Source organism: Streptomyces parvus, from assembly GCF_014648875.1.
GTDB classification, from domain to species: domain Bacteria; phylum Actinomycetota; class Actinomycetes; order Streptomycetales; family Streptomycetaceae; genus Streptomyces; species Streptomyces parvus.
The window spans coordinates 356,608-382,300 of the sequence record NZ_BMRY01000001.1; the positions used below are offsets into that span (position 1 = coordinate 356,608).

Here is a 25,693-nt window from a genome sequence, read left to right on the forward strand (position 1 = left end):
CACCACTCCTTCACCGTACGAAAAGATGTGCCCATGACATCGCGCTCCCGATCACCCCGGCTCCGGCCCCTCCTCCTGACCGCGACACTGACCACGACGCTGGCCCTGGCCCTGGCGGCGACGGGCTGCGGCACCGAACCGGCGCCCGGCACCCGGGCGTCGGGCCCGAGCGGTTCGGCCGATCCGGCACCCGACCGGGCCGAGCTGGAGGCACGGGCGAGCGCCGCCCAGCTCGTCGCGGAGCATGTCTGGGTGACCGAGGCCGCCGGCTACGCCCTGGCCCGCCAGTCGGTCGGGGTGCTCGGCGACGACGGATTCGGCAGCGTCTACACCGAGCCGGAGGGCGGGCAGATCAAGCTGTCGGTGGAACGCCTCCCGCACGCCGACGCCGACTGCACGGACGGACCCGCCTCGGGCAGCGAGCAGGAGCCCCTGGTGACGTGTGAGCGGGACGGCGAACAGTGGTACCGGGCCACGGAGTCGGGGCACGCGTACGCCAGGGAACAGGGCGACCTGGTGGTGACGTTGAGCGGAACACGCCAGGAGGTGGACCGGGCGACGCTGCGGTCGGCCGCCCTCGCCGCCCACCGCGCCGACGACTACGAACTGGATCAGGTTCTGCCGCCCGCCGGGGAGACCGCGGGGCGGCAGCCGGTGGAGCGCGGCGATCTGCCGCCGGTCGGCGACGGCGCGCCGAACAACGATGTGGGGGCGAGTGGCTGATGGACCTGACGATCAGGGCGGCGGAGCCGGCCGAGTACGCCGTGCTCGGCGGGATCATCGCCGAGGCGTATCTCGGCGATGATCTCCTGGACGGCCCGCAGGACCCGTATCTGCTCAAACTACAAGCGGTGGAGCAGCGGGCGGCCGAGGCGGAGGTGCTGGTCGCGCTCGACGCGGACGGGGCCGTGCTCGGCGGTGTGACGTATGCCGGTCCCGGTACTCCGTGGCGTGACATCGCCGGTCCGGACGAGGCCGAATTCCGGATGCTGGCCGTGGCCCGCGCGGGGCGCGGACGGGGCGTGGGAGAGGCTCTCGTACGGGCGTGCGTCGACCGGGCCCGGTCGACGGCAGGTGTCCGGGCGCTGGTGCTGTCGACGCAGCCGGCCATGCTCTCAGCCCATAGGATCTACCGTCGGCTCGGCTTTCTGCGGACCCCGGAACGGGACTGGGAGCCGGTGCCGGGCCTACGGCTCATGACCTTTCGGCTGCCGCTGGAGGCGATGCCCTGAGGGGCATATGAAATCGACGCGACACAACATGTGGGGGCCTCATCATCTGGCGGCCCCCACATGTATGCTCGACCTCGCTGTCGCCGCAGGGGAATCCGGTGCGAATCCGGAACTGTCCCGCAACGGTGTGATCAGTGTGCTTTTGCGCACCTGCAAGTCCGAAGACCTGTCGACAGTGCGTCCGGCTCGACCGAACCGGATGCCAGACGTCCGGGCCTCGCGGATAGGCCGGTGGACGCCGTCAGCAGTGCCGCCCTGCCCCGGGTTTCGCGCTGCCCGGCTTCCCCGCCTTCCAGAGGCCCCCTGCCGAGCGAGGGAAAGCCCAGTGACCATCGCGCCCGCCGATCCGGTTTCAGCCACCGAATCCGCCGAGTCGACCCCGGCCGGGAACGCCCCGAACGACGGACCCGGGACCGCCCTGCTGCGGACCCTGACCGACCTCACCGTCGATCTTCCCGACACCGACCCCGGGCGGGTCGCCGCCGCGGCCCTGCGCGGGCGCAACGCCCGTTCCGACGAGGCCGAGCTGCGCTCGCTGGCCACCGAGGCGGCGGCCGGGCTGATCTCCGAGGACCCGGCGTACTCCCGGCTGGCCGCCCGGCTGCTGACCCTCTCGATCGCCGACGAGGCGGCCGGCCAGGGCGCGACGTCCTTCTCCGCCTCGGTCGCCGTGGGCCACCGCGAGGGCCTGATCGCCGACCGCACCGCCGCCTTCGTCGAGCTGCACGCGAAGGCGCTGGACGAGCTGGTCGAGCGGACGCTGGCCGAGGGCGCGGACGACCGCTTCGGCTACTTCGGTCTCCGTACGCTGCACAGCCGTTACCTGCTGCGCCACCCGATCACCCGGCAGGTCATCGAGACCCCGCAGCACTTCATGCTGCGCGTGGCCGCGGGCCTGGCCGAGGACGAGTCGGTGCGGGCGCTGGACGAGGTCGCCGCGCTCTACGGGCTGATGAGCAAGCTGGACTACCTCCCCTCCTCCCCCACCCTCTTCAACTCCGGCACCCGGCACCCGCAGATGTCCTCGTGCTATCTGCTGGACTCGCCGAAGGACGAGCTGGACTCGATCTACGACCGCTACCACCAGGTGGCGCGGCTCTCCAAGCACGCGGGCGGCATCGGTCTGTCGTACTCCCGCATCCGCGCCCGGGGTTCGCTGATCCGGGGCACGAACGGGCACTCCAACGGCATCGTGCCGTTCCTCAAGACGCTGGACGCCTCCGTCGCGGCGGTGAACCAGGGCGGCCGGCGCAAGGGCGCGGCGGCGGTCTACCTGGAGACCTGGCACGCCGACATCGAGGAGTTCCTGGAGCTCCGCGACAACACCGGTGAGGACCAGCGGCGTACGCACAACCTGAACCTGGCGCACTGGATCCCGGACGAGTTCATGCGCCGGGTCGACGCGGACACCGAGTGGTCGCTGTTCTCCCCGGCGGACGTGCCCGAGCTGGTCGACCTGTGGGGCGACGAGTTCGACGCGGCCTACCGGGCGGCCGAGGCCAAGGGGCTGGCCCGCAAGACGATGCCGGCGCGTGAGCTGTACGGCCGGATGATGCGGACCCTCGCGCAGACCGGCCAGGGCTGGATGACGTTCAAGGACGCCTCCAACCGGACCGCCAACCAGACCGCCGAGCCGGGCCGGGTCGTGCACTCGTCGAACCTGTGCACGGAGATCCTGGAGGTCACCAACGACGGCGAGACGGCCGTCTGCAACCTGGGCTCGGTCAACCTGGGCGCCTTCGTGGCGAACGGCTCGATCGACTGGGACCGCCTGGACTCCACCGTCCGTACGGCCGTCACCTTCCTGGACCGGGTCGTCGACATCAACTTCTACCCGACCGAGCAGGCCGGGAACTCCAACTCCCGCTGGCGGCCGGTGGGCCTGGGCGCGATGGGCCTCCAGGACGTCTTCTTCCAGCTGCGGCTGCCGTTCGACTCGCCCGAGGCGCGCGCGCTCTCCACGAAGATCTCCGAGCGGATCATGCTCGCCGCGTACGAGGCGTCCTGCGACCTCGCCGAGCGCCCCCAAGAGCCTCCGACAGGCTCCGGTTCAGGGGGGACCCCCCGGGGCCCGCTGCCCGCGTGGTCCGAGACGCGTGCCGCGCGCGGCGTGCTGCACCCCGACCACTACGACACCGAGCTGAACTGGCCGGAGCGCTGGGACGCCCTGCGCGCCCGGGTCGCGAAGACCGGGATGCGCAACTCGCTGCTGCTCGCCATCGCGCCGACCGCGACGATCGCGTCGATCGCCGGTGTGTACGAGTGCATCGAGCCGCAGGTCTCCAACCTGTTCAAGCGCGAGACGCTCAGCGGTGAGTTCCTCCAGGTCAACGCCTACCTGGTGGACGAGCTGAAGAAGCTCGGCGTGTGGGACGCCCGCACCCGTGAGGCGCTGCGCGAGGCCAGCGGATCCGTGCAGGGCTTCGCCTGGATCCCCGAGGACGTGCGGGCGCTGTACCGCACGGCGTGGGAGATCCCGCAGCGCGGCCTGATCGACATGGCGGCGGCCCGTACGCCGTTCCTCGACCAGAGCCAGTCGCTCAACCTGTTCCTGGAGACGCCGACGATCGGCAAGCTCTCCTCGATGTACGCGTACGCCTGGAAGCAGGGGCTGAAGACGACGTACTACCTGCGTTCGCGCCCGGCGACCCGGATCGCCCGTGCCGCGTCCGGCCAGGCGTCGGCCGCCGCCCCCATTCCCGTACAGCAGGCTTCGGCGCCCGACGCGGACGCCATCGCCTGCTCTCTTGAGAACCCCGAGTCCTGCGAGGCCTGCCAGTAATGAGCTCCACCGAAGACAAGAACCTGCTCGACCCGGGATTCGAGCTGACCCTGCGTCCCATGCGCTACCCGGACTTCTACGAGCGCTACCGGGACGCGATCAAGAACACCTGGACCGTGGAGGAGGTCGACCTCCACTCGGACGTCGCCGACCTCGCGAAGCTGTCGCCGGGTGAGCAGCACATGATCGGCCGGCTGGTGGCGTTCTTCGCGACCGGTGACTCGATCGTCTCGAACAACCTGGTCCTGACGCTGTACAAGCACATCAACTCCCCCGAGGCGCGGCTCTACCTGTCGCGGCAGCTCTTCGAGGAGGCCGTGCACGTCCAGTTCTATCTGACGCTGCTGGACACCTATCTGCCCGACCCGGACGACCGGGCGGCGGCGTTCGACGCGGTCGAGGAGATCCCGTCGATCCGCGAGAAGGCGCAGTTCTGCTTCAAGTGGATGGACTCGGTCGAGAAGATCGAGCGGCTGGAGACGAAGGCGGACCGCCGCCGCTTCCTGCTGAACCTGATCTGCTTCGCGGCCTGCATCGAGGGGCTGTTCTTCTACGGGGCGTTCGCCTACGTGTACTGGTTCCGCTCGCGGGGTCTGCTGCACGGTCTCGCCACGGGCACCAACTGGGTGTTCCGTGACGAGACGATGCACATGAACTTCGCGTTCGAGGTCGTGGACACCGTCCGCAAGGAGGAGCCGGACCTCTTCGACGACGAGCTCCAGCAGCAGGTCACCGACATGCTGAAGGAGGCCGTCGACGCGGAGCTCCAGTTCGGCCGCGACCTGTGCGGCGACGGTCTGCCGGGCATGAACACCGAGTCGATGCGCGAGTACCTGCAGTGCGTCGCCGACCAGCGGCTGGCCCGCCTCGGCTTCCCGACGGTGTACGGCTCGGAGAACCCGTTCTCCTTCATGGAGCTCCAGGGCGTCCAGGAGCTGACGAACTTCTTCGAGCGCCGCCCGTCCGCCTACCAGGTGGCGGTCGAGGGCTCGGTCGGGTTCGACGACGACTTCTAGACCCGCTCCGGAACCTGAAAGGCCCCACCGTGCCGCTGAGCACGGTGGGGCCTTCCGCGTCCCCTGACGGCATGACGAGAGCCGGCCGAACGGAGAAAACGCTTGGACTAGACCAAGCCTCGGCGTGCAGACTCTCAGATCGATCACGCCCGACCGGGCCCGGATCGCTCCAGAGAGGCGGACATGCCCGTCATAGAAGTGGCAGACCTCGTCAAGGAGTTCAGCCGACCCAAACGACAGGAGGGCCGCTTCGCGGGCCTCCGTACGCTGCTGACGCGTGAGCAGACCGTCAAGCGTGCCGTCGACGGCGTGAACTTCACGGTCCAGCAGGGCGAGATGGTCGGCTATCTCGGCCCCAACGGTGCGGGGAAGTCCACCACCATCAAGATGCTCACCGGCATCCTCGTCCCGACCTCCGGCACGGTCACGGTCGCCGGTGCCACGCCCTGGCGGGACCGGTCCCGCAACGCCCGCCGGATCGGCGTGGTCTTCGGCCAGCGCAGCCAGCTCTGGTGGGACCTGCCGCTGCGCGACTCGCTCTGGCTGATCAGCCGCCTCTACGACGTTCCGGAGGCCAGGTTCCGCGAGAGGCAGCGGCAGTTCAGTGAGGTGCTCGGCCTCGGTCCGTTCCTCGACACTCCTGTCCGGCAGCTCTCCCTGGGCCAGCGGATGCGCGGCGACCTGGCCGCCGCGATGCTCTACGACCCCGACATCCTCTATCTGGACGAGCCGACCGTCGGGCTCGATGTCATCGCCAAGGAGCGGATACGCACCTTCGTCGGGGAGCTGAACCGGGAATCGGGTACGACGGTCGTCCTCACCACCCACGACCTCGACGACGTCGAGGAACTCTGCGACCGGATCATCCTCATCGACCACGGCAGGGTCGCCTACGACGGCGCGGTGGACGAGCTGAAGACCCGCTACGCGCCGCACCGCGAACTCGTGGTGCAGACCGACCGGCTGGAGAGCGTCGAAGGCGCGGAGGTCGTCCGCCGCGAGGACGGCAAGGTGTGGCTGCGCTTCGATCCCGTCCGCACGCCTCCCGCCGAACTGGTGGCGGCGGTGCTGGAGCGGCACCGGGTGACCGACCTCTCGATCGTCGAACCCGAGCTGGAGAGCGTCATCCACCGGATCTACGCGGACCGCGGATGACCGCCCCGACGGCCTCCGCCCCGACGGCGGCCCCCACGTCCGCGAAGCAGCCGGCCGGAACACCGCTGCGGGCCTATCTCGCCTGTGCCCGGATGGAGTTCCGCGCCGCCCTCACCTATCGCACGGCCTATCTGTCGTCCTTCGCGATGATGCTCCTGCAGATCTGGCTGCTGACGGTGGTCTGGAAGGCGCTCTACGACGGCCGCGCGGAGGTGGACGGGCTCGGCCTCACCACCATGACGGCGTACGCGACGCTGACGACGCTCCAGTACCAGCTCGTCAGCCCGTGGCGGTCCTCCCCCATCGACCAGCGGGTACGGGAGGGCAAGGTCGCCGTGGACCTGCTGCGGCCCGTCGGATTCCCCGGGCAGATGCTCGCCGGCCAGCTCGGGTGGGCATCGGCCGCGGTCCCGGTCCTGCTGGTGGCGCTGCCGTTCGCGCTGCTGATCGGCGCGGGCCGGGCGCCCGCTTCCACGGCGGCGGGGTTCGCCTACCCGGTGGCCCTGCTGGGCGCGCTGCTCGTGAACCAGCTGCTCGGGCTGCTGCTCGGCATGGTCTCCTTCTGGACCCTGGAGGTGAGCGGCGCCCTCATGGCCTACCGCTTCGTCGCACAGTTCTTCTCCGGGGCCCTGGTCCCGTTGTGGTTCATGCCCGGCCCGGTCAGGGCGGCCGCGGAATGGCTGCCCTTCCAGGCCACCGCGTACACCCCGGCGGCCGTCTACCTGGGCCGGATCGAGGGCCTGGGCATCGTGGCCGCCCTCGGGGTCCAGCTCGCGTGGATCGGCGCGCTCGGCGCACTGGCCGCGTTCGTCTGGCGGCGCGCCAGGCGCCGCGTCATGTCGCAGGGGGGATGAGGGGCGATGCGAGGTCCACGGGTCTATCTGCTGCTGGCCGGTGCGGCGTTCCGGGCCGAGTTCCAGTACCGGGGGAACCTGTTCATCAACATCATCGGCGGCCTGTTCTACCAGGGCGTCGGGCTGGCCTTCATCTGGGCGGTGCTGGACCGCTTCGGGCAGGTCGGCGGCTGGGGGCTGGGCGAGATCGCCTTCCTCTACGGGATCAGGCTCACCGCCCATGGCCTGTGGCTGCTCCCTGGTCACCAGCTGATCCACGTCGACGAGGTCGTCATCGAGGGCGAGTACGACCGCTATCTCGTCCGTCCGGTACCGCCGCTGGTCCAGCTCCTCACCCGCAGGGTGCGGCTGAGTTCGCTCGGCGACCTGGCCGGCGGGGTGGTTCTCCTGTCCATCGCCTCGGCCTCCGCACCGGTCGACTGGTCACCGGGAGCCGTCTGCTTCCTCCTGCTCGCCGTGGCGGGCGGTGCGCTGGTGGAGGGCTCCCTGCAACTGGCCGCCTCCGCCCTGGTCTTCAGGATGAAGAGAGTCTCCCCCATCAAGTTCGCCATCGACATGATCTTCAGCGACTTCGGCAACTACCCGTTGAAGATCTTCGGCCCGGTGGCCGGCTTCGGGCTGACCTTCGTCTTCCCGCTGGCCTTCGTCGCCTATCTGCCGGCGACCGTGCTGATGGACCGGGAGGAGGAGCTCGCCGTGCCGGAATGGCTCGCCTGGGGCGCTCCGGCCATCGGCGTCGCGCTCATGTACGCCGCGTACCGCTTCTGGGAACGGCAGTCCCGGCACTACGAGAGCAGCGGGCACTGAGCGGGACCGCGTGTGCGGCGCCGTTCCGCCTCCCGCAGCTGGCGGTCGATACGGCGTTCGCGGGCGACACCGAAGGCCACGGGCGCGAGAACGAGGGCGAAAAGTGCGATGATGACCAGGTAGTTCAGGAATGCGTTCATGCCTCTACTCTGGCCCGCCGGAACGAGAATCAGCAGTGGCAGGACTGCCACAGGACATCAAATAACTGCCACACTTGCTCCATGCTGACCAATGTCGCCGTCCTCCTCCTCGACGAGGTCCACCCTTTCGAACTCGGCGTGCTCTGCGAGGTGTTCGGCCTCGACCGCAGCGACGAGGGCCTGCCGGTGCACGATTTCGCGGTGGTCTCCGCCGAAGGGCCCCACCTGCGCACCCACGCGGGCTTCACCATCACCACGCCGCACGGCCTGGAGCGGCTGGAGGAGGCCGACCTCATCGCCGTCCCCGCGAGCGGCAGCGTCATGACCAGGACGCATCCGGAGGCGGCCCTGTCGGCGCTGCGCCGGGCCGTGGAGCGCGGTGCGCGGGTGCTGAGCGTCTGTTCGGGGGCGTACGTCCTCGGCGCGGCCGGCCTGCTGGACGGCCGCCGCTGCACGACGCACTGGCGGCACGCCGCGGATCTGGCCCGCCGCTACCCGACGGCGATCGTGGAGCCGGACGTGCTGTACGTCGACGAGGGCCAGGTCATCACCTCCGCCGGGACCGCCGCCGGGATCGACGCCTGCCTGCATCTGGTCCGCCAGGAGTACGGGCAGGACGCGGCCAACACCATCGCCCGGCGGATGGTGGTCCCGCCGCACCGGGACGGCGGGCAGGCGCAGTACATCAGCCGCCCGCTGCCCCGGAACGCCTGCGACACGGTCGGCTCGACGCTGGCGTGGATGGAGCAGCACCTCGACCAGGAGATGACGGTGGAGCAGTTGGCCGCGCAGGCGCACATGTCGCCGCGCACCTTCGCCCGGCGGTTCCAGCAGGAGACCGGGACCACCCCGTACCGCTGGCTTCTGCGGCAGCGGGTGCTGCTGGCCCAGCACCTGCTGGAGACCTCCGACCGCACGATCGACACGATCGCGGGGCAGACGGGCTTCGGTACGGCGGCGACGCTGCGACACCAGTTCGTGCGGTCACTGGGCACCACGCCGAACGCCTACCGCCGTACGTTCCGGGGCCCGGCGGCCACGGCCGTGCCCGACGTCGCCTGAGAGCGGCGCGGAAGGGTCAGACGCCGCAGCTGGGCGCCGACCAGAAGCGGCTGGGGCCCTGGTTGACGTGCACGTGGTCGTTGTGGCCGGAGTAACCCGGGCCGAGGATCCCGCGGAAGCCGTGGTAGCGGGCCTGCTTGGCCAGCGTGCACAGCGAGTGCGGGGAGGCCCCGAGGTCGACCGCGTCGCCGTACATGTGGCGGCTGTTGGAGGCCCCGCCGACGGCGGCGTTGCAGGAGGCGGAGCGGAAGCCGCTGGTGACCCGGATCGACTTGTCGCCGAGCGCGTGGCGCAGCGCCTCCAGCTTCCACATGCTGCTCAGCGCGTTTGCCTTGGCCGTGCCCGCCGCGACCTTCCCGCCGGCCCAGGTGCTGTTGCACTTGTTGAGCTCGGGGTACGTGAAGTGGATCGGCGTGCAGTCGTTGTCCTGGAGCGCGTAGAGCTTGGCCTGGGTCGCAGGTCCGGCGACCCCGTCGGCGGCCAGTCCGTAGGCCGCCTGGAACCGCTTGACGGCGGCGGTGGTGGCAGGGCCGTACGAGCCGTCGATGGCGAGCACCGCGTTGTAGCCCGGGTATCCGGCCACCCGGATCTGGAGCTGGGTGACGTCGTTGCCGGTGGCGCCGGACTTCAGGGTGCGGGTCCAGGTGTAGCAGCCGTCGGCCTGAGCGGTGCCGGCGGTCAGCACCACACCACCCAAGGCGAACGAAATGGTCATGACAAGTCCGAGCAGAACGCGTGCGGTGCGTCTCAGCACGGGGGCCTCCTTCTGAACGTCGCGGTCGATTTCCATGCGAGCCTGTCCCAGTCAGCTACGCGCGTCAACTCCCCCTGGGGAAAATGCAGTTAACTGACAAGGGGACCCCATGGAACGTGGCAGGGGCCCGGCGCCGGTGAACCGGCGCCGGGCCCCTGCCACGGCGTGATCAGCTGTTCGGGACGGTCTCGTAGCGCGGCGTGCCCTCTTCCATCTGCCGCAGCGCGTCCTTGCGCTCCCGCTTGGAGAGCCGGTCGATGTACAGGTAGCCGTACAGGTGGTCCGTCTCGTGCTGGAGGCAGCGCGCGAAGTACCCGGTGCCCTTGACCCGGATCGGGTTGCCCTTGGCGTCCTGGCCGCGCACCACCGCGTAGTCGGGGCGGGCGAGCGAGGCGTACGCGGTCGGGACCGAGAGACAGCCCTCGTTGGAGTCGTCGAGCACCCGCATCTCGGGGGCCAGCTCCTCCAGGACCGGGTTGCAGACGACCCCGGTGTGGCGCTTGCCGTCGTCGTCCGGGCAGTCGTAGACGAAGACCTTCAGGTCCACGCCGATCTGGTTGGCCGCGAGGCCGACGCCCTCGGCCGTCTTCTGACTGGCGAACATGTCGTCGATCAGCTGGGCCAGCTCGTCGTCGAACGCGGTGACGTCCCTGCACTCCTTGTGCAGCACCGGGTTGCCCACGACCGTGATCGGACGCGAGGTGCCGCGCGCGCGGTAGGCCGCCTCACGCTCCTCGCAGTCCTCGGTGTCGACGACGAACCCCTCGTCGTCCACGTCGATCCGCCCGTCCGTCTCCTGCTGCGACATGTCCGCCGTACGCCTTCCTGCAACCTGGGGGGAACCGCACCGTGACCGGTGCGCCTACAGCCTACGGGCAGCGGTCAGCAGACTTCTTCGAGATCCCGCCACTCGCGACTGTCCGGGCTGTCGGCGACCCAGCCGTCCAGCAGCCCGCGCACCAGTCCGGCGGGAGCGGCGAGACCGCACTCGCGCTCGGGCACCCAGAGGTCGCCGCCCCCGGCGGTGCGGTGGCCGAGCGGGCCCGGGTGGCCCGGTTCGCTGTGGTCGTGCGGGTCCAGGTGCTCCCCGTCGCCCTCGTCGCTCTCCATCCGGCTCTCCGAGCACGCCCGGCACAGCAGACGCACGGACGAGGACCAGTCCTCGGCGGCGAACCCGGCGTCCGACGCCAGCTTCTCCAGCGCGTCCCGGTCCTCCTCGGTCGCCGCCTCCAGCAGCACCACCCAGGTCGGCACCGGGGACGGCGCCCACAGCTCGATCTCGTCGAACACCGGATACGCGGGCCCGGCCGCGGTGACCCGCTCGCCGTTGGGCACCCCGTCGTGCAGGACGACCTCGCCCCAGCGCCGCCCGGAGGACGGCAGCGGGATCGAGAGCACCTCGATACGGGCCGGGTCGAGCCGACGGCCCCAGACCACCTCGGCCTCGCCCTCCGGCGAGAGCCGCACGGCGGCACTGCCCAGCTCCATGCCGGTCGGCTCGGTGGTGGCCGCGCTGTGCTGGCCGCCGCCGGGGACCTTCAGCCCGTACGCCTGCCAGGCCCGCCGCGCCAGCGGCCAGTCCTGGAGCGCGGTGGCCGCGATCCCCACGTTCCACCAGTCCGGGGCGCCCGACTCGCGGTCCAGCAGCGCGACGGCCCGCAGGCCCGCCGCGCGCGCCTGCTCCCAGTCGTGCCGGAACTTGTGCAGCAGCGCCAGATTGAACCAGGACTCCGAGAGCCAGGGCTCCAGGTCAGCCGCACGTGTCAGCAGCGCCCCCGCGTCCTCGTACCGGCCGTCGCCGATCAGCGTGAACGCGCGGTCCGTGGCCTGCCGCCAAGAGGCGGACGGCCGATGCCGTACCTTCCCGAAGATCCTCACGATTCCCGCCTGTCCCGACTGGGCACCCTCGTCATCCACTCTGCTTTCGCATCCAACCATGCCCGGCCGGACGCCCGCTCATTACCCATGGGTTACCCAGCTCCGGCCGGGGTCAGACCGCCCCGCGCGAGGACGCGTCCCAGCGCCTCCACCACCTGTGGCTGGTGGTCGTGCCCGGTGCCGAGCCTGAGCTGCTCCAGCGCGCCGAGCGGCCCGCCGACGCCTTCCCCGCACAGGTCGTCGTATGCGTTGACCGTCCTGACGATCCTGGCGGCGAGCGGTTGCTCCCGGTAAGGATCGGCCTGCCGCTCCACCACCGCCGCGACCGCCGGACCGGCCCCCGTGCGGCGGACCACCGCCCCGCCGAGCAGGGCGATCCGGCGCTGTTCGGCGGCGGGCAGCAGGGCGGTCGCGCCCCCGGCGACCGGGTCGACGAGGGAGAGCTGGCCGATGTCGTGCATCAGGGCGGCGTGCTCCAGCACGGTCAGCCGCGGCCCGGTCAGCCCCAGCTCCCGCCCCACGGCCGTGGCGAGCGCGGCGACCCGGCGGGCGTGGCCGGGCGGGGTGTACCCGGCGATCTCGGTGGCGCGGGCGAGCGAGGCCATCGTCTGCCGGCAGGTCGTGCGGACGGCGGCGTACCGGCGGGCGGAGACCTGGGTGAGCAGCAGCGGTCCGCACGCACGGCCGGCGCCCACGGACCGGCGACCGCGACACCCAGCGCCGTCACGACCCCGGTCACCCCGATCGCGGCCCCGGTCCCGGCGAGCGCGCGCACCTCGTCGGCCAGGAGCGATCCGTACGGGGGCAGGGCGCCGGGCCCCTCGGCACGGGCCGCCGAACGCGCCAGGAGGGCGGCGAGCACGGTGTCGCAGAGGGCTGTCAGGGCCAGGACCGTGAGCGGGAACAGCGGGAACCACGGACCGTCGCCGAACCAGCGCTCGGCCTGCCCGGAGGCGTACAGCGGCTGGAAGCAGACCGCCGCGAAGCCCACGGTCAGGGTCCGGCGGGCGGCCCGGTCGGCGACCGTGCGACGGCCGCACGCCGCGCGCGGTACGGCGGCGAGCGCCTGCGCGACGACCACCACGGCGATCACCTGGAGCGCCCCGTGCGCGGTCGGCCGCCCGGCGCTGTCCCCGAGCAGGGCGTACGCGAGTGCCCCGGCGGCTGCGAGCGGCGCGGGCTCCCGCTCCCCGGCGGCGTCCCGCCGGATCAGCTCCCCGGCGGCGACCAGAAGCCCGAAGACCAGGGCGAGGCCCGGCTCGGCGAGTCCGTGCACCAGGGTGTGGGCGAGCGCGACGAGGGCGAGGAGCAGGGCGGCCCCGCGCACCGCGAGGACGGCCGGGGCGAGCGGGCGGCTCCCGTACGGGGCCCTCACCGGCGACGGTCCCGGGACGGCCCGGACAGGGGAGCGGCGCTCCGGGCGCGCGGCACCGTGGGCGCGTCCCGGCGGGCCCCGGCCACCGCACCGTACGGCTCGCGAGGGCCGTGGGACCCCTGCTGCGGCTCACGCGGGCCCTGCGGCTCACGCGATACGTACGGCTCGCCCGGTTCGTCGGCCGTGACGGCGGTGTCGGCCTCGCTCCAGCCGTGCCGGCGCAGGGCACGGTCCAGCGCCCCCACCATCCGGGGGTCGAACTGGCTGCCCGCGCACCGCTTCAGCTCGGCGAGCGCGGCGGGGACCGGGCGGGCACGGCGGTAGGAGCGGGTGGAGGTCATCGCGTCGAAGGCGTCGGCGACGGCCACGACCCGGGCGAACTCGGGGATGCGCGAGCCGCTGAGCCCGTACGGATAGCCGCTGCCGTCGAGCCGTTCGTGGTGGTGCAGGATCGCGTCGCGGGCCTCGTCCAGGAAGCCGATGCCCCGGACGATCTCGTGCCCGTACTCCGGGTGCAGCTCCATGATCCGCCGCTCCTCGGGGGTGAGCGGCCCGTCCTTGCGCAGCACCCGGGTGGGGACGCCGAGCTTGCCGATGTCGTGCAGGATCCCGGCGAACCGGAGCCCCTCCACCCGGCGGTCGTCCATGCCGAGTTCACGGGCGATCAGAACGGAGGCGCGGCCGACGCGTTCGCTGTGGCCCCGGGTGTAGGTGTCCTTGATGTCGACGGCGTGCACCAGGGCGCGGATGGTGGCGCGGTGGGCGGCCTGTTCGCGGTGGTACCGCGCGAACACCCGGCAGGAGAGGTACACCGGGAGCAGCACGAGGAGCGCGGAGAGCGGGCCGTACGGGCTCCGCCACAGGACGGCCGTCATCAGCCCGGCGAGCGCGTGCACCAGATGCGGACCGAGCGCGAGCGGCAGGAGTTTGTACACGCTGCGGTGCACGGGCCTGCGTTCCGCCGCCGCGAGGACGAGGCCGTCGAGCGCGGTCAGCACCAGGCTGAACGCGACCGCCGCGGCGCAGGCGGGCAGCAGGGCGCGGGGGAAGTCCGGGGCCGCTCCCCCCGCCGCCGAGGGTCGCCGGGCCGCCGAAGGCCGCGTACGTCCAGGAGGCGGCGGCACAGGTGAGGGCGAGTTGCGCGGCCCGCCAGATACGGCGGGCCGCGTACGGCGGCTGCTCCACCCGCCCGGCCGGGGAACCGCTCGCCGCCACCAGCGCGGCGGCCGCGGGCGGCAGCAGGAAGGCGGCCGCGAGGAGGATCGGGAGGAACGCTCCGGCGGCGAGCGGTCCGGGGCCTCCGGGCGGCGAGCGCCGGCCGGCCGCCCCGCAGGCGAGCCCGAGGGCGGCCAGCAGGGCCGTCGTGCCCCAGGGGACCGGCGCGCCGGGGACGTACGCGGGAAGCGAGCACCAGATCGCGCCGAGGACGGCGGCCAGGACGCAGACACGCGCCGCCGCCGGTGTGCCGCTCACGGCCCGCACTCGCCCCCCAGCATGGTCGATGGACGCGCCACGCTAGCGAGTTGCGCGGCTCACCGAGCCGCTACGGATCCGATTAGCACATTCGGGTGACTATTCGGCGGCGGTCGCCGACCGGTCCGTGCCCTGCACGGTCACGTCCTGATCGGGCACGGTCTCGCCGGACCGGATCAGGTCGATCCGGCCCATCACCTTGGAGCGCAGGTCGGTCGGGACGTCGTCCTGTCCGCAGCAGCGCTTGACCAGCTTCTTCACGGCCTGTTCAAGGCCGTACTTCTCCAGGCACGGGGAGCACTCCTCGAAGTGCGTCTCGAACTTCGTGCAGTCGCCCTCGGGCATCTCCCGGTCGAGAAACTCGTAGAGATGGTCGAGGACCTCCGAGCAATCCGTCTCGTGCGGCTCTCCGCAGCTCATGAGGCCGAGCCCTTCCGATCGTCCGAGTCACCGGCACCGGCCGCGACGAGCCCGCGCTCACGGGCGTAGTCCTCCAGCATGCCGCGCAGCTGGCGACGGCCGCGGTGCAGCCGGGACATCACCGTACCGATGGGAGTCCCCATGATGTCCGCGATCTCCTTGTAGGCAAAGCCCTCGACATCGGCGAGATACACGGCGATGCGGAACTCCTCGGGGATCGCCTGGAGCGCCGACTTCACGTCGGAGTCCGGGAGATGGTCGAGGGCCTGGGACTCCGCCGAGCGCAGACCGGTCGACATGTGCGACTCGGCCCGGGCCAGCTGCCAGTCCTCGATCTCCTCGGCGGCGCTGCGCTGGGGCTCCCGCTGCTTCTTGCGGTACGAGTTGATGAAGGTGTTGGTGAGGATGCGGTACATCCACGCCTTGAGGTTGGTGCCCTCACGGAACTGGTGGAAGGAGCCGTACGCCTTGGCGTAGGTCTCCTGGACCAGGTCCTCGGCGTCGGCGGGGTTGCGCGTCATGCGCAGCGCGGCCGAGTACATCTGGTCGAGAAAGCCGAGGGCGTCCCGCTCGAAGCGCGCGTTGCGCTCGGCGGGCGTCTCGGGTGCGCGGCCGTCGTCGGTCCCTGTGTCGGTCCCAGTGACCGGACCCACCTCCTCCAACGATGTGGCGGAGCCGAAACCGGACCCGCTCGTCTCGGAGAATAGTCGACCTTGCTCGGTGGCGGCCTGTCGATTACCCCCGCCCAGGGGCCGCTCGGAGGTGGTCCTCGCCGCGGGCAGCACGGTCCACTCCAGGTCAGCGGCGTTCGAGCGGCTGGGGCAGATGGTCGAACCCATGCGACGGACTCCCTCTCCACGTACGACGTTGTTGTACCGACGTCCCGAACAACAGCGCCCCGGCGCGGAGCATTCCCGGGGCCGGCGGCACGCGTGCGACGACGGTGCCGGCCGGTGGGCCCGGGGTCATCCGAGTGACGTGAGCCACCCGGTGACCGCTTCGGTGAGGACGCCCATCGCCTGTTCCTCGGTGAGCCCGGACCGCTTCGGCACCGCGAACCCGTGGTCGCCGTGGGGCACTTCGGCCAGCGTGTACGAGCCGGGCGGGAATTCGCCGGGCTTGCCGAACGGGTCGTTGCCGCCCTGCACCACGAGCGTGGGCACGCCGGTGCCGAGCAGTTCGCCGGCGCGGGACTTCTCGGGCTTGCCCGGGGGGTGCAGCGGGAAGCTGAGCGCGAGGACGGCGGCCGCGCCCAGTTCGGTGGCGGTCCGGCAGGCGACGCGGGCCCCGGCGCTGCGGCCTCCGGCGACGACGGGGAGCCCGGGGGCGGTGAGGGCGGGCCACAGTCCGCGCCAGCCGGTGTCCAGGGTCTTCGGGGCGGGCGCCACCTTCTTGCCGGCCACCCGCCAGGGCTGCTCCACCAGGGCGACGGTGACACCGTGTCCGGGCAGGGCGGCGGCGAGCGCCTTCAGGTCGCGGGCCTCGATCCCACCGCCGGCCCCGTGGCTCACGGCGAGGACGCGGCGGGGTGCGGCGGCGGGGACCCAGGTGATCCGGGCCTCACCGGCGTCGGTGGTGACGTTCTGCGTACGTGGTTGACGGCTCACCGCGCCATCCTCTCCCGCGCACGCTTCAGAACGGCGTGGACTCCCCCGCGCGCCTCAGAACGGCGTGGACTCCTCCGCGTACGCCTCAGAAGAGCGTGGATTCCTCCGGCGCGGCCAGTTCCTCCAGCAGTTCGGGCCCGTTGTTGCGGACGTTGCTGACGGTGGTGGCGACCGGATAGGCACGCATCAGCCCGCCGGGCGGCGGCTCCAGCAGGGCCCGCAGTTCGTCCTCGCCGGTGCGCGAGGGGTCCAGCCAGGCGTCCCAGCGGTCCGGGGTGAGCATGAGCGGCATCCGGGGGTGGATGTCGGCGAGCGCACCGGGCCCCTCGGCGGGGGCGACGGCCAGCGGTGTGGTCTCCGCCTCGGTGGTGATCACCGAGCACGTCACCCACCAGGCGTTCTCGTGGTCGCCGGGCAGGGTCGTGTCGCGCCAGAACTCGTACAGTCCGGCCATCGCGAAGACGGAGCCGTCGGCGGGGGTGACGAAGTACGGCTGCTTGCGGGGGCGTTTCTTGCCCTTCTTCTCCTCCAGCTGCCGTTCCTCCGCGCCGGTGACCCACTCGTAGTACCCGTCGGCGGGCAGGATGCAGCGGCGCTGGACGAAGGCGCGGCGGAAGGAGGGCTTCTCGTGCACGGTCTCCGCGCGGGCGTTGATCATCCGGGCGGCGCCGTCGGGGGTCTTGGACCAGGACGGTACGAGTCCCCATTTCAGGGCGCGCAGCTGGCGAACCGGACGCCGGTCGTCCGCGTCTTTAACAGGACGCTCCAGAACCGCGTAGACCTCTTTGGTCGGCGCCACGTTCCAGTCCGGCTCCAGGGTCTCGGTGGGCTCCCACTTCTCGACACCGAAGAGTCCGGTCAGGTCCTCGGGCTTCCGACTCGCTGCATACCGTCCGCACATAAGTGCCAGACTGCCACGACCGCCCGCCCCGACCGCAAGGAGTCGCCCGGCCGATGAACAGCACCGAATTGGGCGATCTGTGGGATCGCGTGACCGGAACCCAGCCCGCCCCCGAGCAGTGGCTGGTGGTGGTGACGGCGACGCTCGCGCTCATCGCGGTCGTACCGAATCCGATATGGCGGCTCGCCCGCAACACGATCACCATCGCGCACGAGGGCGGCCACGGGCTGGTGGCCCTGCTCACCGGGCGACAGCTCTCCGGCATCCGGCTGCACTCGGACACCAGCGGGCTGACCGTGAGCCGCGGCAAGCCGACGGGGATCGGCATGATCCTCACGGCGGCGGCGGGCTACACGGCTCCGTCCCTGCTGGGCCTGGGCGGCGCCTGGCTGCTGACGAACGGCAGGATCACCCTCCTGCTGTGGGTGGCGACGGCCCTGCTCGCAGTGATGCTGGTGATGATCCGCAATGTGTACGGGGCCCTCACCGTCATCCTGACCGGCACCACGTTCCTCCTGGTGTCCTGGCTGGCCTCCTCCGACGTGCAGTCGGCGTTCGCGTACGTGGTGGTGTGGTTCCTGCTGCTGGGCGGGGTGCGGCCGCCGTTCGAGCTCCAGTCCAAGCGGCGGTACGGCGGCGCCCCGGACTCCGACGCGGACCAGCTGGCCCGGCTGACGCACGCCCCGGCGGTGCTGTGGCTGTTCCTCTTCCACGCGGTGTCGCTGTGCTCGCTGATCGGCGGCGGACGGTGGCTGCTGGGCTGGTGATACGGGGCGACCGCTCCGTCCGCGCCACTCCTGGGATCCGGGCCGGCCGCTCCGGTCCGTACCACTCGCTGATTACGGGATGGTTTCCGCCCCTTTGGCCAGGATCCGGGTCGGCGTAAAGCCACTAAAGTGATGGCCATGACCGAGAGTTCCGTGCAGCCCGCCCTCTGGCCCGCCCCCCATGCGAGCGGGGCCGTCGACGCCACCGTCACCGTGCCCGGATCGAAATCGGTCACCAACCGCGCGCTCGTGCTGGCCTCGCTGGCCGCCGAGCCGGGCTGGCTGCGCCGCCCGCTGCGCTCCCGCGACACCCTGCTCATGGCCGAGGCGCTGCGGGCCATGGGCGTCGGCATCGAGGAGACCGTCTCCTCCTCGTCCGCGAGCAGCCCGTCCGCCGCCGCCTCCCCGGACAGCTCGGGCGAGGCCTGGCGGGTCATCCCGGCGGGGCTGCACGGCCCGGCCACGGTCGACGTCGGCAACGCGGGCACGGTCATGCGCTTCCTGCCGCCCGTCGCCACGCTCGCCGACGGCCCGATCCGCTTCGACGGCGATCCCCGCTCCTACGAGCGCCCGCTGACCGGCGTGATCGAGGGGCTGCGGGCGCTCGGCGCGCGGATCGACGACGACGGGCGCGGCGCGCTGCCGCTGACCGTGCACGGCGGCGGGGCGCTGGAGGGCGGCCCGGTCTCGATCGACGCCTCGTCGTCCTCGCAGTTCGTCTCGGCGCTGCTGCTGTCGGGGCCGCGGTTCAACCAGGGGGTGGAGGTCCGGCACACCGGGGCCGTGCTCCCCTCGATGCCGCACATCCGGATGACCGTCGACATGCTGCGGGCCGTCGGCGCCCAGGTGGACGAGCCGGAGACGGGCGGCGAGCCCAACGTCTGGCGGGTCTCCCCCTCGGCCCTGCTCGGCCGCGACCTGACGATCGAGCCGGACCTGTCCAACGCCCAGCCGTTCCTGGCCGCGGCCCTGGTGACCGGCGGCCGGGTCACGATCCCGGACTGGCCCGAGCGCACCACCCAGCCGGGCGACGCGCTGCGCGAGATCTTCACGGCGATGGGCGGCTCCTGCGAGCTGACCGAGCGTGGACTGACCTTCACGGGTACGGGCCGGATCCACGGCATCGACGTGGACCTCGGCGAGGTCGGCGAGCTGACCCCGGGCATCGCGGCGGTCGCCGCCCTGGCCGACTCCCCCTCCACGCTGAGCGGGGTGGCCCATCTGCGGCTGCACGAGACGGACCGGCTGGCCGCGCTGACGAAGGAGATCAACGAGCTGGGCGGTGATGTCACCGAGACCGCCGACGGGCTGCACATCCGCCCGCGCCCGCTGCACGGCGGCGTCTTCCACACGTACGACGACCACCGCATGGCCACCGCCGGGGCGATCATCGGCCTGGCGGTGAAGGGCGTGGAGATCGAGAACGTGGGCACGACCGCCAAGACCCTGCCGGACTTCCCGGACATGTGGACCGGGATGCTCGGGATCTAGATCATGCGCCGCTACGGGAAGAACCCCGACGAGGACGACATCCGCGTCCGCCCCAACCGCAAGGGCAACCGGCCGCGTACGCACATCCGGCCCAAGCACGAGGACGCCGAGGACGGCATGGTCCTCACCGTCGACCGGGGCCGGCTCACCTGTCTCGTCGACGGCCGGACCGTGGTCGCGATGAAGGCCCGTGAGCTGGGACGCAAGGCCGCCGTGGTGGGCGACACCGTCTCCATCGTCGGTGACCTCTCCGGCGAGAAGGACACCCTGGCCCGGATCGTGCGGATCGCCCCGCGCCGTACGGTGCTGCGCCGCACGGCCGACGACGACGATCCGTACGAGCGCGTGGTCGTCGCCAACGCCGACCAGCTGGCGATCGTCACGGCGCTGGCCGACCCGGAGCCCCGGCCGCGCATGATCGACCGCTGTCTCGTGGCGGCGTACGACGGCGGGCTCACCCCGCTCCTCGTGCTGACCAAGTCCGACCTGGCGTCGCCGGACAAGCTGCTGGAGGCGTACACCCCGCTCGGCGTCCCGTACATCGTGACCAGCCGCGAGGAACTGGAGAACGGGGACGCGGCGGAGCGGGTGCGCGAGCTGTTGGAGGGCAAGGTCACCGCCTTCGTCGGGCACTCCGGGGTCGGCAAGACGACCCTGGTCAACGCCCTGGTGCCGGAGGACCGGCGGCGGACCACGGGCAACGTCAACGCGGTCACCGGCCGGGGCCGGCACACCACCACCTCGGCCCTCGCGCTGCCGCTGCCCGGCGACCGGGGCTGGGTGGTCGACACCCCGGGCGTGCGCTCCTTCGGGCTGCACCACGTCGACCCGTCGCGCGTCATCCACGCCTTCCCGGACCTCGAGCCGGGCACCGAGGAGTGCCCGCGCGGCTGCACCCACGACGGGAACCAGCCCGAGTGCGCGCTGGACGCCTGGGTGGCCGAGGGACACGCCGACCCGGCGCGCCTGGACTCCCTGCGCCGGCTCCTCGCCACCCGCGAGAGGCGCGAGGGCGACTGACGCCTCATCCGGCCGCAATCGGTCGGGGCGGCGTGGGCATGTTTGCGAGCTTCAACGACCGGTAAAGGCATAATCGCACCGAGTGAGCGGTGCATCACGCCGCCCACCCGGTACGTTCGCGAACCGAAGCCGGTCACCTACGCGGGAGGCAACTGACGATGGCGTGGCTGCTGGTCGTGGTCGCAGGACTGCTGGAGACCGGCTTCGCCGTGTGTCTGAAGCTCTCCCACGGGTTCACCCGGCTCTGGCCGACGATCGCGTTCGCCGCGTTCGCTCTCGGCAGTTTCGGTCTGCTGACCCTGGCGCTGAAGAAGCTGGACGTCGGCCCGGCCTACGCGGTGTGGACCGGGATCGGGGCCGCCGGGACCGCGATCTACGGCATGATCTTCCTCGGCGACGTGGTCTCCACCCTGAAGCTGGTGTCGATCTCCCTCGTGATCATCGGCGTGATCGGCCTCCAGCTGTCCGGCTCGGCCCACTGATCCCCGCTACACCCTCTCCCGCATCACCGGCCGCACCGCCTCCCGGACGAGGCGGAGCGCGCGGCTGTCCGCGGCGTCGTCGCCCGGCACCGGTGCGATCACACAGGACAGCGCGAGGCGCAGGACGATCTCGCAGCGCCCGGCGGCGACCCCGGGCGACGCCGCCGCCATCCGGTCCCGTACCAGCGCGAGCAGTTCCTCGGGGCGCGGCGACGGCCTCCCGCCCGGACGCCCCCGGGAGCCCGGCCGCCGGTCCGGCCGGGGCAGGCCCTCCGCCCAGTGCCCCGTGAGCAGCGCCCTGACCAGCGCGTCCTGGCGGGCGGCCCGGAGGGTCCAGAGCGCGACGGCGGCCGGACGGTCGGGCACGGGGGCGGTCAGGGCACGGTCGACCCCGGCGAGATAGCCGTCGGCGGCGCGTCGCAGAAGGGCCTCGGCCAGTCCGCCCCTGGTGCCGAACTCGTTGTAGAGCGTCTGGCGCGAGACATCGGCCAGGGCCGCGACGTCGACCATGCGCACGGCGTGCCAGGGCCGGTCGGCCAGGGCCCGGCGGGCGGCGTCGAGCAGGACCTCTCGCGCTGTCGGCATCATCGCCTCCCCCGCCCCGGGTTCCTCCCGTTCAGAGTTGAGGCGCTCCCGGGGACTGTCAAGGGTTCCGGGCGGCAGGGGCGCTGTAGCCCGCGTCCGGCGGCGCTGGATACTGTGGCGGCATGCCCGACTACCACGATGATCTGCGCCTCGCCCACGTACTGGCGGACGCCGCCGACGCCGCGACGATGGACCGGTTCAAGGCTCTCGACCTGAAGGTGGAGACCAAGCCGGACATGACGCCGGTGAGCGAGGCCGACAAGGCCGCCGAGGAGCTGATCCGGGGCCATCTGCATCGGGCCCGCCCACGGGACGCGATCCTGGGCGAGGAGTACGGGGTCGAGGGCTCCGGTCCGCGGCGCTGGGTGATCGACCCGATCGACGGCACCAAGAACTATGTGCGCGGTGTGCCGGTGTGGGCGACGCTGATCGCGCTGATGGAGGCGGGCGAGGAGGGCTTCCGGCCGGTGGTGGGCGTGGTCTCCGCGCCCGCGCTGAACCGGCGCTGGTGGGCGGCGAAGGGCGCCGGCGCGTTCACCGGCCGCAGCCTCACCTCCGCGACCCGGATGCACGTGTCGAAGGTGGGGCGGATCGCGGACGCCTCGTTCGCGTTCTCCTCACTGGCGGGCTGGGAGGCGCAGAGCCGCCTCGACGGTCTCCTGGACCTCACCCGGGCCTGCTGGCGGACGCGGGGGTACGGGGACTTCTGGCCGTACATGATGGTCGCCGAGGGTTCCGTGGACATCTGCGCGGAGCCGGAGCTGTCGCTGTGGGACATGGCGGCGCCCGCGATCGTCGTCCAGGAGGCGGGCGGCCGTTACACCTCGCTGGACGGGGTGGACGGTCCGGACGGCGGAAACGCGGCGGCCTCGAACGGCCTTCTCCACGACGAGCTGCTGGGCTACCTCAACCAGCGCTACTGAAACCGGGCCGGACCGGCGCCGCTGAGCCGTGCTCGGTCAGCGGCGCCGAACCGTGCCGCCCCGGCGGCGCCGGCCGTCGTGCGCGTGCTCGCGCACTCCCCCGGCGCGCGCCCGCCCACCCCTTGTCGACCCGCCCCAAGGGTGCAACTCTGAGAGTCCCCCTACTTGTGAACTTGTGAATCGACTCACAGAGTCGGCTCACCGAGGAGGTGGCTCGATTCATGCTCGTCCGTGACGCCATGAGCACGGTGGTCCTCACCATCGGCCCCACCCACACGCTCCGCCAGGCGGCCCGGCTGATGTCGGCCCGCCGCATCGGGGCAGCTGTCGTCCACGACCCGGACACCTGCGGGCTCGGCATCATCACCGAGCGCGACATCCTCGACGCGGTCGGATCGGGGATGGACCCCGACCGGGAGACCGCGTCCGCCCACACCACCACCGACGTGGTGTTCGCCGCCCCGGCCTGGACGCTGGAGGAGGCCGCGGAAGCCATGACGCACGGAGGGTTCCGGCACCTGATCGTGCTGGACGGCGACGGCCCGGTGGGCATCGTGTCGGTCCGCGACATCATCCGCTGCTGGGCGCCCGCCCGCCGCCGCCAGCCTGCCGCGGCGGCCGGCTGACCCCGCCGGGGCCGGAACGACCGGTGGGCCGGATCCCCGCGAGGGGATCCGCCCCCCCGCCGACGACAAGCGTCCGGTCAGCCGCGAAGGGCCTGGACCGCGGCTTCCAGCCGCTTGCCGAAGTCGGCGTCCGCCTGGCGGAAGTTGTCGATCGCGCGCTCGGCGATGTCGTCGCGCGAGACCTTGGCGATGAACCCGGCGAGGTTCTCGACCAGCCGGACCTTCTCGTCCTCGGAGAAGAGCCGGTAGAGGTCGCCCGCCTGGACGAAGTCGTTGTCCTCGGCGTGGCCGGGCGCCTCGGTGTTGCCGGTGGCGCCGGTGACCGGGAGCGGCTGCCACAGCGGCCGGTCGGTCTGGGCGGGGCCGCCGAAGCTGTTGGGCTCGTAGTTCTTGGCGCCCTTGTGACGGCCGTCGTAGAGGAAGCCGTCCCGGCTGTTGGTCCGTGCCTCGGTGGCGTGCGGGCGGTTCACCGGCAGGTGGTCGGCGTTGATGCCGACGCGGTAGCGGTGGGCGTCGCCGTACGCGAAGAGGCGGCCCTGGAGCATCTTGTCCGGGGACGGGCCGATGCCCGGCACGAAGTGCGCGGGGCTGAAGATCGACTGCTCGACCTCGGCGAAGACGTTCTCCGGATTGCGGTTCAGCTCCAGCTTGCCGATCTCGATCGGCGGGTAGTCCGCGTGCGGCCACACCTTGGTGAGGTCGAACGGGTTGAAGCGGTACGTCGCCGCGTCCGCCGCGGGCATGATCTGGACCTGCACCGTCCAGGACGGGAAGTCGCCGCGCTCGATCGCCTCGCGCAGATCGCGCTGGTGGCTGTCGGGGTCCTCACCGGCGAGCCTGTTGGCCTCGGCCTGGGTGAGGTTCTTGATGCCCTGGTCGGTCTTGAAGTGGTACTTGACCCAGAAGACCTCGCCGGCCTCGTTGTTCCACTGATAGGTGTGCGAGCCGTACCCGTTCATGTGGCGCAGCGTGGCCGGGATGCCGCGGTCGCCGAAGAGCCAGGTCACCTGGTGCGTCGACTCGGGAGACAGACCCCAGAAGTCCCAGACGTTGTCCGCCTCCTGCGAGCCGGTGTACGGGTCGCGCTTCTGGGTGTGGATGAAGTCGGGGAACTTGATGGCGTCCTTGATGAAGAACACCGGGGTGTTGTTGCCGACGAGGTCGTAGTTGCCCTCCTCGGTGTAGAACTTCAGCGCGAAACCGCGCGGGTCGCGCACGGCGTCGGCGGAGCCGAGGTTGCCCGCGACGGTCGAGAAGCGCAGGAAGGTCTCGGTCTGCTTGCCGACCTCGGAGAGGAACTTCGCCCGGGTCCACTGCGAGACGTCGCGGGTCAGCGTGAAGGTGCCGTACGCGCCGGCGCCGCGGGCGTGCACGACACGCTCCGGGACGCGCTCCCGGTTGAAGTGGGCGAGCTTCTCCAGGAGCGCCTGGTCCTGGACGAGGACGGGACCACCGGGGCCCGCGGTCTCACTGTTCTGGTTGTCGGCAACCGGCGCGCCGGCCTCCGTCGTCAGCGGTCCCTGCGTCACGTGCGCCTCCTGCGTCGTATCCCTGCACAGCGGTCAAATTCTGTACAGCCCTGTCCCTTGGCCAATGCCGTTTCCGATCCTACAATGGACAATGTCTAAGTCAAGCGAGCATCCAAAGTCACACCCGATCGGGACTCAGTCCCTCCACTGTTAGGCTGGGCTGCATGAGCGACCTGCTGGAACGACTTCGTGGACGCGGCTGGCGCATGACGGCGCAGCGGCGTGTCGTGGCCGAGGTCCTCGACGGGGACCACGTACACCTGACGGCGGACGAGGTCCACGCGAGGGCCGTTTCCCGGCTGCCCGAGATCTCGCGCGCCACCGTCTACAACACCCTCGGCGAGATGGTGTCCCTCGGCGAGGTCCTGGAGGTCTCCACCGACCGCCGGGCCAAGCGCTACGACCCGAACGCGCACCGCCCCCACCACCACCTGGTGTGCGCGCGGTGCGGCGCGATCCGGGACGTGCACCCGGCGGGCAACCCGCTGGCGGACCTGCCGGCGGACGAGCGCTACGGCTTCACGGTCTCCGACGTCGAGGTGACGTACCGCGGCATCTGCCCGACCTGCGCCGCCACCGCCTGAGCCGACCGCTTCCGGGCCCGCCTCTTCGACCGGCGGGCCCGGGCTTTGCGCGTCCGGACACATGACGAAGGCCCGGATCTCGATGAGATCCGGGCCTTCGTCTTCAGTAGCGGGGACAGGATTTGAACCTGCGACCTCTGGGTTATGAGCCCAGCGAGCTACCGAGCTGCTCCACCCCGCGTCGGTGAATGCAACATTACGTCAGCGGGTCGGACAGGGCAAATTCATTC

25 protein-coding genes, 1 tRNA gene, 2 pseudogenes and 1 riboswitch are annotated in these 25,693 nt (G+C 71.6%); of the genes and pseudogenes, 15 read left to right on the top strand and 13 right to left on the bottom strand.

All coding sequences use genetic code 11. From position 1 onward, the window contains the following. The first annotated feature begins 33 nt into the window (after nt 1–33). The 7 genes from IE140_RS01530 (at nt 34) to IE140_RS01560 (ending at nt 7,846) form a co-directional block, all read left to right on the top strand. Nucleotides 34–723: a hypothetical protein gene (locus IE140_RS01530; protein WP_150195202.1), complete on the top strand. Its 690-nt coding sequence runs from the start codon at nt 34–36 to the stop codon at nt 721–723. Further along, nucleotides 723–1,232 carry a GNAT family N-acetyltransferase gene (locus IE140_RS01535; protein ID WP_150195204.1) on the top strand — a complete coding sequence of 170 codons (510 nt, stop codon included), beginning with the start codon at nt 723–725 and terminating at the stop codon, nt 1,230–1,232. Before IE140_RS01530 ends, IE140_RS01535 begins: the two co-directional genes overlap by 1 nt. Before the next feature lie 64 nt (nt 1,233–1,296). After that, nucleotides 1,297–1,420, top strand: a riboswitch (cobalamin riboswitch). A 137-nt stretch (nt 1,421–1,557) separates the two neighbouring features. Continuing rightward, a complete protein-coding gene (locus IE140_RS01540; RefSeq protein ID WP_150195206.1) occupies nt 1,558–4,014 on the top strand; it encodes a ribonucleoside-diphosphate reductase subunit alpha in 2,457 nt (818 codons plus the stop codon). Further along, the gene (locus IE140_RS01545; RefSeq protein WP_032763261.1) at nt 4,014–5,030 is read left to right on the top strand and encodes a ribonucleotide-diphosphate reductase subunit beta; all 1,017 of its coding nucleotides are present in this window, start codon (nt 4,014–4,016) and stop codon (nt 5,028–5,030) included. Before IE140_RS01540 ends, IE140_RS01545 begins: the two co-directional genes overlap by 1 nt. Nucleotides 5,031–5,213: 183 nt before the next feature. After that, nucleotides 5,214–6,185 (top strand): ABC transporter ATP-binding protein, encoded by a 972-nt coding sequence (locus tag IE140_RS01550; protein WP_032763263.1) that lies wholly within the window; start codon nt 5,214–5,216, stop codon nt 6,183–6,185. Continuing rightward, nucleotides 6,182–7,039 carry an ABC transporter permease gene (locus tag IE140_RS01555; RefSeq protein WP_189459995.1) on the top strand — a complete coding sequence of 286 codons (858 nt, stop codon included), beginning with the start codon at nt 6,182–6,184 and terminating at the stop codon, nt 7,037–7,039. The genes IE140_RS01550 and IE140_RS01555 overlap by 4 nt, the downstream gene beginning before the upstream one ends. Before the next feature lie 6 nt (nt 7,040–7,045). Further along, complete coding sequence (locus IE140_RS01560; protein WP_032778799.1) at nt 7,046–7,846, top strand: ABC transporter permease; 801 nt, start codon at nt 7,046–7,048, stop codon at nt 7,844–7,846. Here the strand turns inward: IE140_RS01560 and IE140_RS01565 are convergent. Then, nucleotides 7,825–7,986, bottom strand: a complete 162-nt coding sequence (locus tag IE140_RS01565; RefSeq protein WP_167533496.1) for a hypothetical protein — start codon at nt 7,984–7,986, stop codon at nt 7,825–7,827. The genes IE140_RS01560 and IE140_RS01565 overlap by 22 nt on opposite strands. A gap of 81 nt (nt 7,987–8,067) precedes the next feature. Here IE140_RS01565 and IE140_RS01570 point away from each other — a divergent pair, with 81 nt between their 5' ends. Next, the gene (locus IE140_RS01570; RefSeq protein WP_032763267.1) at nt 8,068–9,048 is read left to right on the top strand and encodes a helix-turn-helix domain-containing protein; all 981 of its coding nucleotides are present in this window, start codon (nt 8,068–8,070) and stop codon (nt 9,046–9,048) included. Nucleotides 9,049–9,064: 16 nt separating this feature from the next. On the opposite strand, the gene IE140_RS01575 is transcribed toward IE140_RS01570, so the two are convergent. The 9 genes and pseudogenes from IE140_RS01575 to IE140_RS01615 all read right to left on the bottom strand — a co-directional run bounded on the left by IE140_RS01575 (nt 9,065) and on the right by IE140_RS01615 (nt 17,456). Then, nucleotides 9,065–9,802 carry a D-Ala-D-Ala carboxypeptidase family metallohydrolase gene (locus tag IE140_RS01575; RefSeq protein ID WP_032778795.1) on the bottom strand — a complete coding sequence of 246 codons (738 nt, stop codon included), beginning with the start codon at nt 9,800–9,802 and terminating at the stop codon, nt 9,065–9,067. 169 nt (nt 9,803–9,971) lie between these two features. After that, complete coding sequence (gene def, locus IE140_RS01580; RefSeq protein ID WP_109180044.1) at nt 9,972–10,610, bottom strand: peptide deformylase; 639 nt, start codon at nt 10,608–10,610, stop codon at nt 9,972–9,974. Nucleotides 10,611–10,684: 74 nt separating this feature from the next. Then, nucleotides 10,685–11,680, bottom strand: a complete 996-nt coding sequence (locus IE140_RS01585; RefSeq protein WP_003966414.1) for a tetratricopeptide repeat protein — start codon at nt 11,678–11,680, stop codon at nt 10,685–10,687. Between the two features lie 92 nt (nt 11,681–11,772). Next, a pseudogene (locus IE140_RS01590) lies at nt 11,773–13,055 on the bottom strand (HD-GYP domain-containing protein). Then, a pseudogene (locus tag IE140_RS01595) lies at nt 13,052–14,528 on the bottom strand (HD-GYP domain-containing protein). The pseudogenes IE140_RS01590 and IE140_RS01595 overlap by 4 nt, the downstream one beginning before the upstream one ends. Nucleotides 14,529–14,627: 99 nt before the next feature. Further along, complete coding sequence (gene rsrA, locus IE140_RS01600) at nt 14,628–14,948, bottom strand: mycothiol system anti-sigma-R factor (RefSeq protein WP_093442993.1); 321 nt, start codon at nt 14,946–14,948, stop codon at nt 14,628–14,630. Beyond that, complete coding sequence (locus IE140_RS01605; protein ID WP_010061546.1) at nt 14,945–15,601, bottom strand: sigma-70 family RNA polymerase sigma factor; 657 nt, start codon at nt 15,599–15,601, stop codon at nt 14,945–14,947. The genes rsrA and IE140_RS01605 overlap by 4 nt, the downstream gene beginning before the upstream one ends. Nucleotides 15,602–15,913: 312 nt before the next feature. Next, nucleotides 15,914–16,555 (bottom strand): alpha/beta hydrolase family protein, encoded by a 642-nt coding sequence (locus IE140_RS01610; RefSeq protein ID WP_093442995.1) that lies wholly within the window; start codon nt 16,553–16,555, stop codon nt 15,914–15,916. A gap of 85 nt (nt 16,556–16,640) precedes the next feature. Then, on the bottom strand, nt 16,641–17,456 hold the full coding sequence (locus tag IE140_RS01615) for an SOS response-associated peptidase (protein WP_100561433.1): 816 nt from the start codon (nt 17,454–17,456) through the stop codon (nt 16,641–16,643). Between the two features lie 53 nt (nt 17,457–17,509). On the opposite strand from IE140_RS01615, the gene IE140_RS01620 reads away from it, so the two are divergent. From IE140_RS01620 to IE140_RS01635, 4 genes are all read left to right on the top strand, one after another. Further along, nucleotides 17,510–18,223, top strand: coding sequence for a M50 family metallopeptidase (locus IE140_RS01620; RefSeq protein WP_032763277.1), 714 nt, complete (start codon nt 17,510–17,512; stop codon nt 18,221–18,223). Between the two features lie 138 nt (nt 18,224–18,361). After that, nucleotides 18,362–19,714 carry a 3-phosphoshikimate 1-carboxyvinyltransferase gene (gene aroA / locus IE140_RS01625; RefSeq protein ID WP_032779076.1) on the top strand — a complete coding sequence of 451 codons (1,353 nt, stop codon included), beginning with the start codon at nt 18,362–18,364 and terminating at the stop codon, nt 19,712–19,714. Nucleotides 19,715–19,717: 3 nt separating this feature from the next. Further along, on the top strand, nt 19,718–20,734 hold the full coding sequence (gene rsgA / locus IE140_RS01630; RefSeq protein ID WP_093443000.1) for a ribosome small subunit-dependent GTPase A: 1,017 nt from the start codon (nt 19,718–19,720) through the stop codon (nt 20,732–20,734). A gap of 158 nt (nt 20,735–20,892) precedes the next feature. Then, nucleotides 20,893–21,216, top strand: a complete 324-nt coding sequence (locus IE140_RS01635) for a DMT family transporter (RefSeq protein WP_006127447.1) — start codon at nt 20,893–20,895, stop codon at nt 21,214–21,216. Between the two features lie 6 nt (nt 21,217–21,222). On the opposite strand, the gene IE140_RS01640 is transcribed toward IE140_RS01635, so the two are convergent. Then, nucleotides 21,223–21,804 (bottom strand): TetR/AcrR family transcriptional regulator, encoded by a 582-nt coding sequence (locus IE140_RS01640; protein WP_150195208.1) that lies wholly within the window; start codon nt 21,802–21,804, stop codon nt 21,223–21,225. Between the two features lie 119 nt (nt 21,805–21,923). Between IE140_RS01640 and hisN the strand changes: the two genes are divergently transcribed. Next, nucleotides 21,924–22,724, top strand: a complete 801-nt coding sequence (gene hisN / locus IE140_RS01645; protein ID WP_032763282.1) for a histidinol-phosphatase — start codon at nt 21,924–21,926, stop codon at nt 22,722–22,724. A gap of 221 nt (nt 22,725–22,945) precedes the next feature. Continuing rightward, nucleotides 22,946–23,350, top strand: coding sequence for a CBS domain-containing protein (locus tag IE140_RS01650; RefSeq protein ID WP_093443002.1), 405 nt, complete (start codon nt 22,946–22,948; stop codon nt 23,348–23,350). Between the two features lie 77 nt (nt 23,351–23,427). Here the strand turns inward: IE140_RS01650 and IE140_RS01655 are convergent, their stop codons facing one another. Further along, nucleotides 23,428–24,879, bottom strand: coding sequence for a catalase (locus IE140_RS01655; protein ID WP_150196786.1), 1,452 nt, complete (start codon nt 24,877–24,879; stop codon nt 23,428–23,430). A 164-nt stretch (nt 24,880–25,043) separates the two neighbouring features. On the opposite strand from IE140_RS01655, the gene IE140_RS01660 reads away from it, so the two are divergent. After that, a complete protein-coding gene (locus tag IE140_RS01660; protein WP_006127442.1) occupies nt 25,044–25,463 on the top strand; it encodes a Fur family transcriptional regulator in 420 nt (139 codons plus the stop codon). Between the two features lie 107 nt (nt 25,464–25,570). On the opposite strand, the gene IE140_RS01665 is transcribed toward IE140_RS01660, so the two are convergent. After that, nucleotides 25,571–25,644: transfer RNA gene (locus tag IE140_RS01665), tRNA-Met, on the bottom strand. Between the last annotated feature and the right edge of the window lie 49 nt (nt 25,645–25,693).

What these genes read in the sequence shown, in the direction of transcription:
- IE140_RS01530 (WP_150195202.1), top strand. Translation starts at nt 34, where the DNA reads ATGACATCGCGCTCCCGATCACCCCGGCTCCGGCCCCTCCTCCTGACC.
- IE140_RS01535 (WP_150195204.1), top strand. Translation starts at nt 723, where the DNA reads ATGGACCTGACGATCAGGGCGGCGGAGCCGGCCGAGTACGCCGTGCTC.
- IE140_RS01545 (WP_032763261.1), top strand. Translation starts at nt 4,014, where the DNA reads ATGAGCTCCACCGAAGACAAGAACCTGCTCGACCCGGGATTCGAGCTG.
- IE140_RS01550 (WP_032763263.1), top strand. Translation starts at nt 5,214, where the DNA reads ATGCCCGTCATAGAAGTGGCAGACCTCGTCAAGGAGTTCAGCCGACCC.
- IE140_RS01555 (WP_189459995.1), top strand. Translation starts at nt 6,182, where the DNA reads ATGACCGCCCCGACGGCCTCCGCCCCGACGGCGGCCCCCACGTCCGCG.
- IE140_RS01560 (WP_032778799.1), top strand. Translation starts at nt 7,046, where the DNA reads ATGCGAGGTCCACGGGTCTATCTGCTGCTGGCCGGTGCGGCGTTCCGG.
- IE140_RS01565 (WP_167533496.1), bottom strand. Translation starts at nt 7,986, where the DNA reads ATGAACGCATTCCTGAACTACCTGGTCATCATCGCACTTTTCGCCCTC.
- IE140_RS01570 (WP_032763267.1), top strand. Translation starts at nt 8,068, where the DNA reads ATGCTGACCAATGTCGCCGTCCTCCTCCTCGACGAGGTCCACCCTTTC.
- def (WP_109180044.1), bottom strand. Translation starts at nt 10,610, where the DNA reads ATGTCGCAGCAGGAGACGGACGGGCGGATCGACGTGGACGACGAGGGG.
- rsrA (WP_093442993.1), bottom strand. Translation starts at nt 14,948, where the DNA reads ATGAGCTGCGGAGAGCCGCACGAGACGGATTGCTCGGAGGTCCTCGAC.
- IE140_RS01615 (WP_100561433.1), bottom strand. Translation starts at nt 17,456, where the DNA reads ATGTGCGGACGGTATGCAGCGAGTCGGAAGCCCGAGGACCTGACCGGA.
- IE140_RS01620 (WP_032763277.1), top strand. Translation starts at nt 17,510, where the DNA reads ATGAACAGCACCGAATTGGGCGATCTGTGGGATCGCGTGACCGGAACC.
- aroA (WP_032779076.1), top strand. Translation starts at nt 18,362, where the DNA reads ATGACCGAGAGTTCCGTGCAGCCCGCCCTCTGGCCCGCCCCCCATGCG.
- rsgA (WP_093443000.1), top strand. Translation starts at nt 19,718, where the DNA reads ATGCGCCGCTACGGGAAGAACCCCGACGAGGACGACATCCGCGTCCGC.
- IE140_RS01635 (WP_006127447.1), top strand. Translation starts at nt 20,893, where the DNA reads ATGGCGTGGCTGCTGGTCGTGGTCGCAGGACTGCTGGAGACCGGCTTC.
- IE140_RS01640 (WP_150195208.1), bottom strand. Translation starts at nt 21,804, where the DNA reads ATGATGCCGACAGCGCGAGAGGTCCTGCTCGACGCCGCCCGCCGGGCC.
- hisN (WP_032763282.1), top strand. Translation starts at nt 21,924, where the DNA reads ATGCCCGACTACCACGATGATCTGCGCCTCGCCCACGTACTGGCGGAC.
- IE140_RS01650 (WP_093443002.1), top strand. Translation starts at nt 22,946, where the DNA reads ATGCTCGTCCGTGACGCCATGAGCACGGTGGTCCTCACCATCGGCCCC.
- IE140_RS01660 (WP_006127442.1), top strand. Translation starts at nt 25,044, where the DNA reads ATGAGCGACCTGCTGGAACGACTTCGTGGACGCGGCTGGCGCATGACG.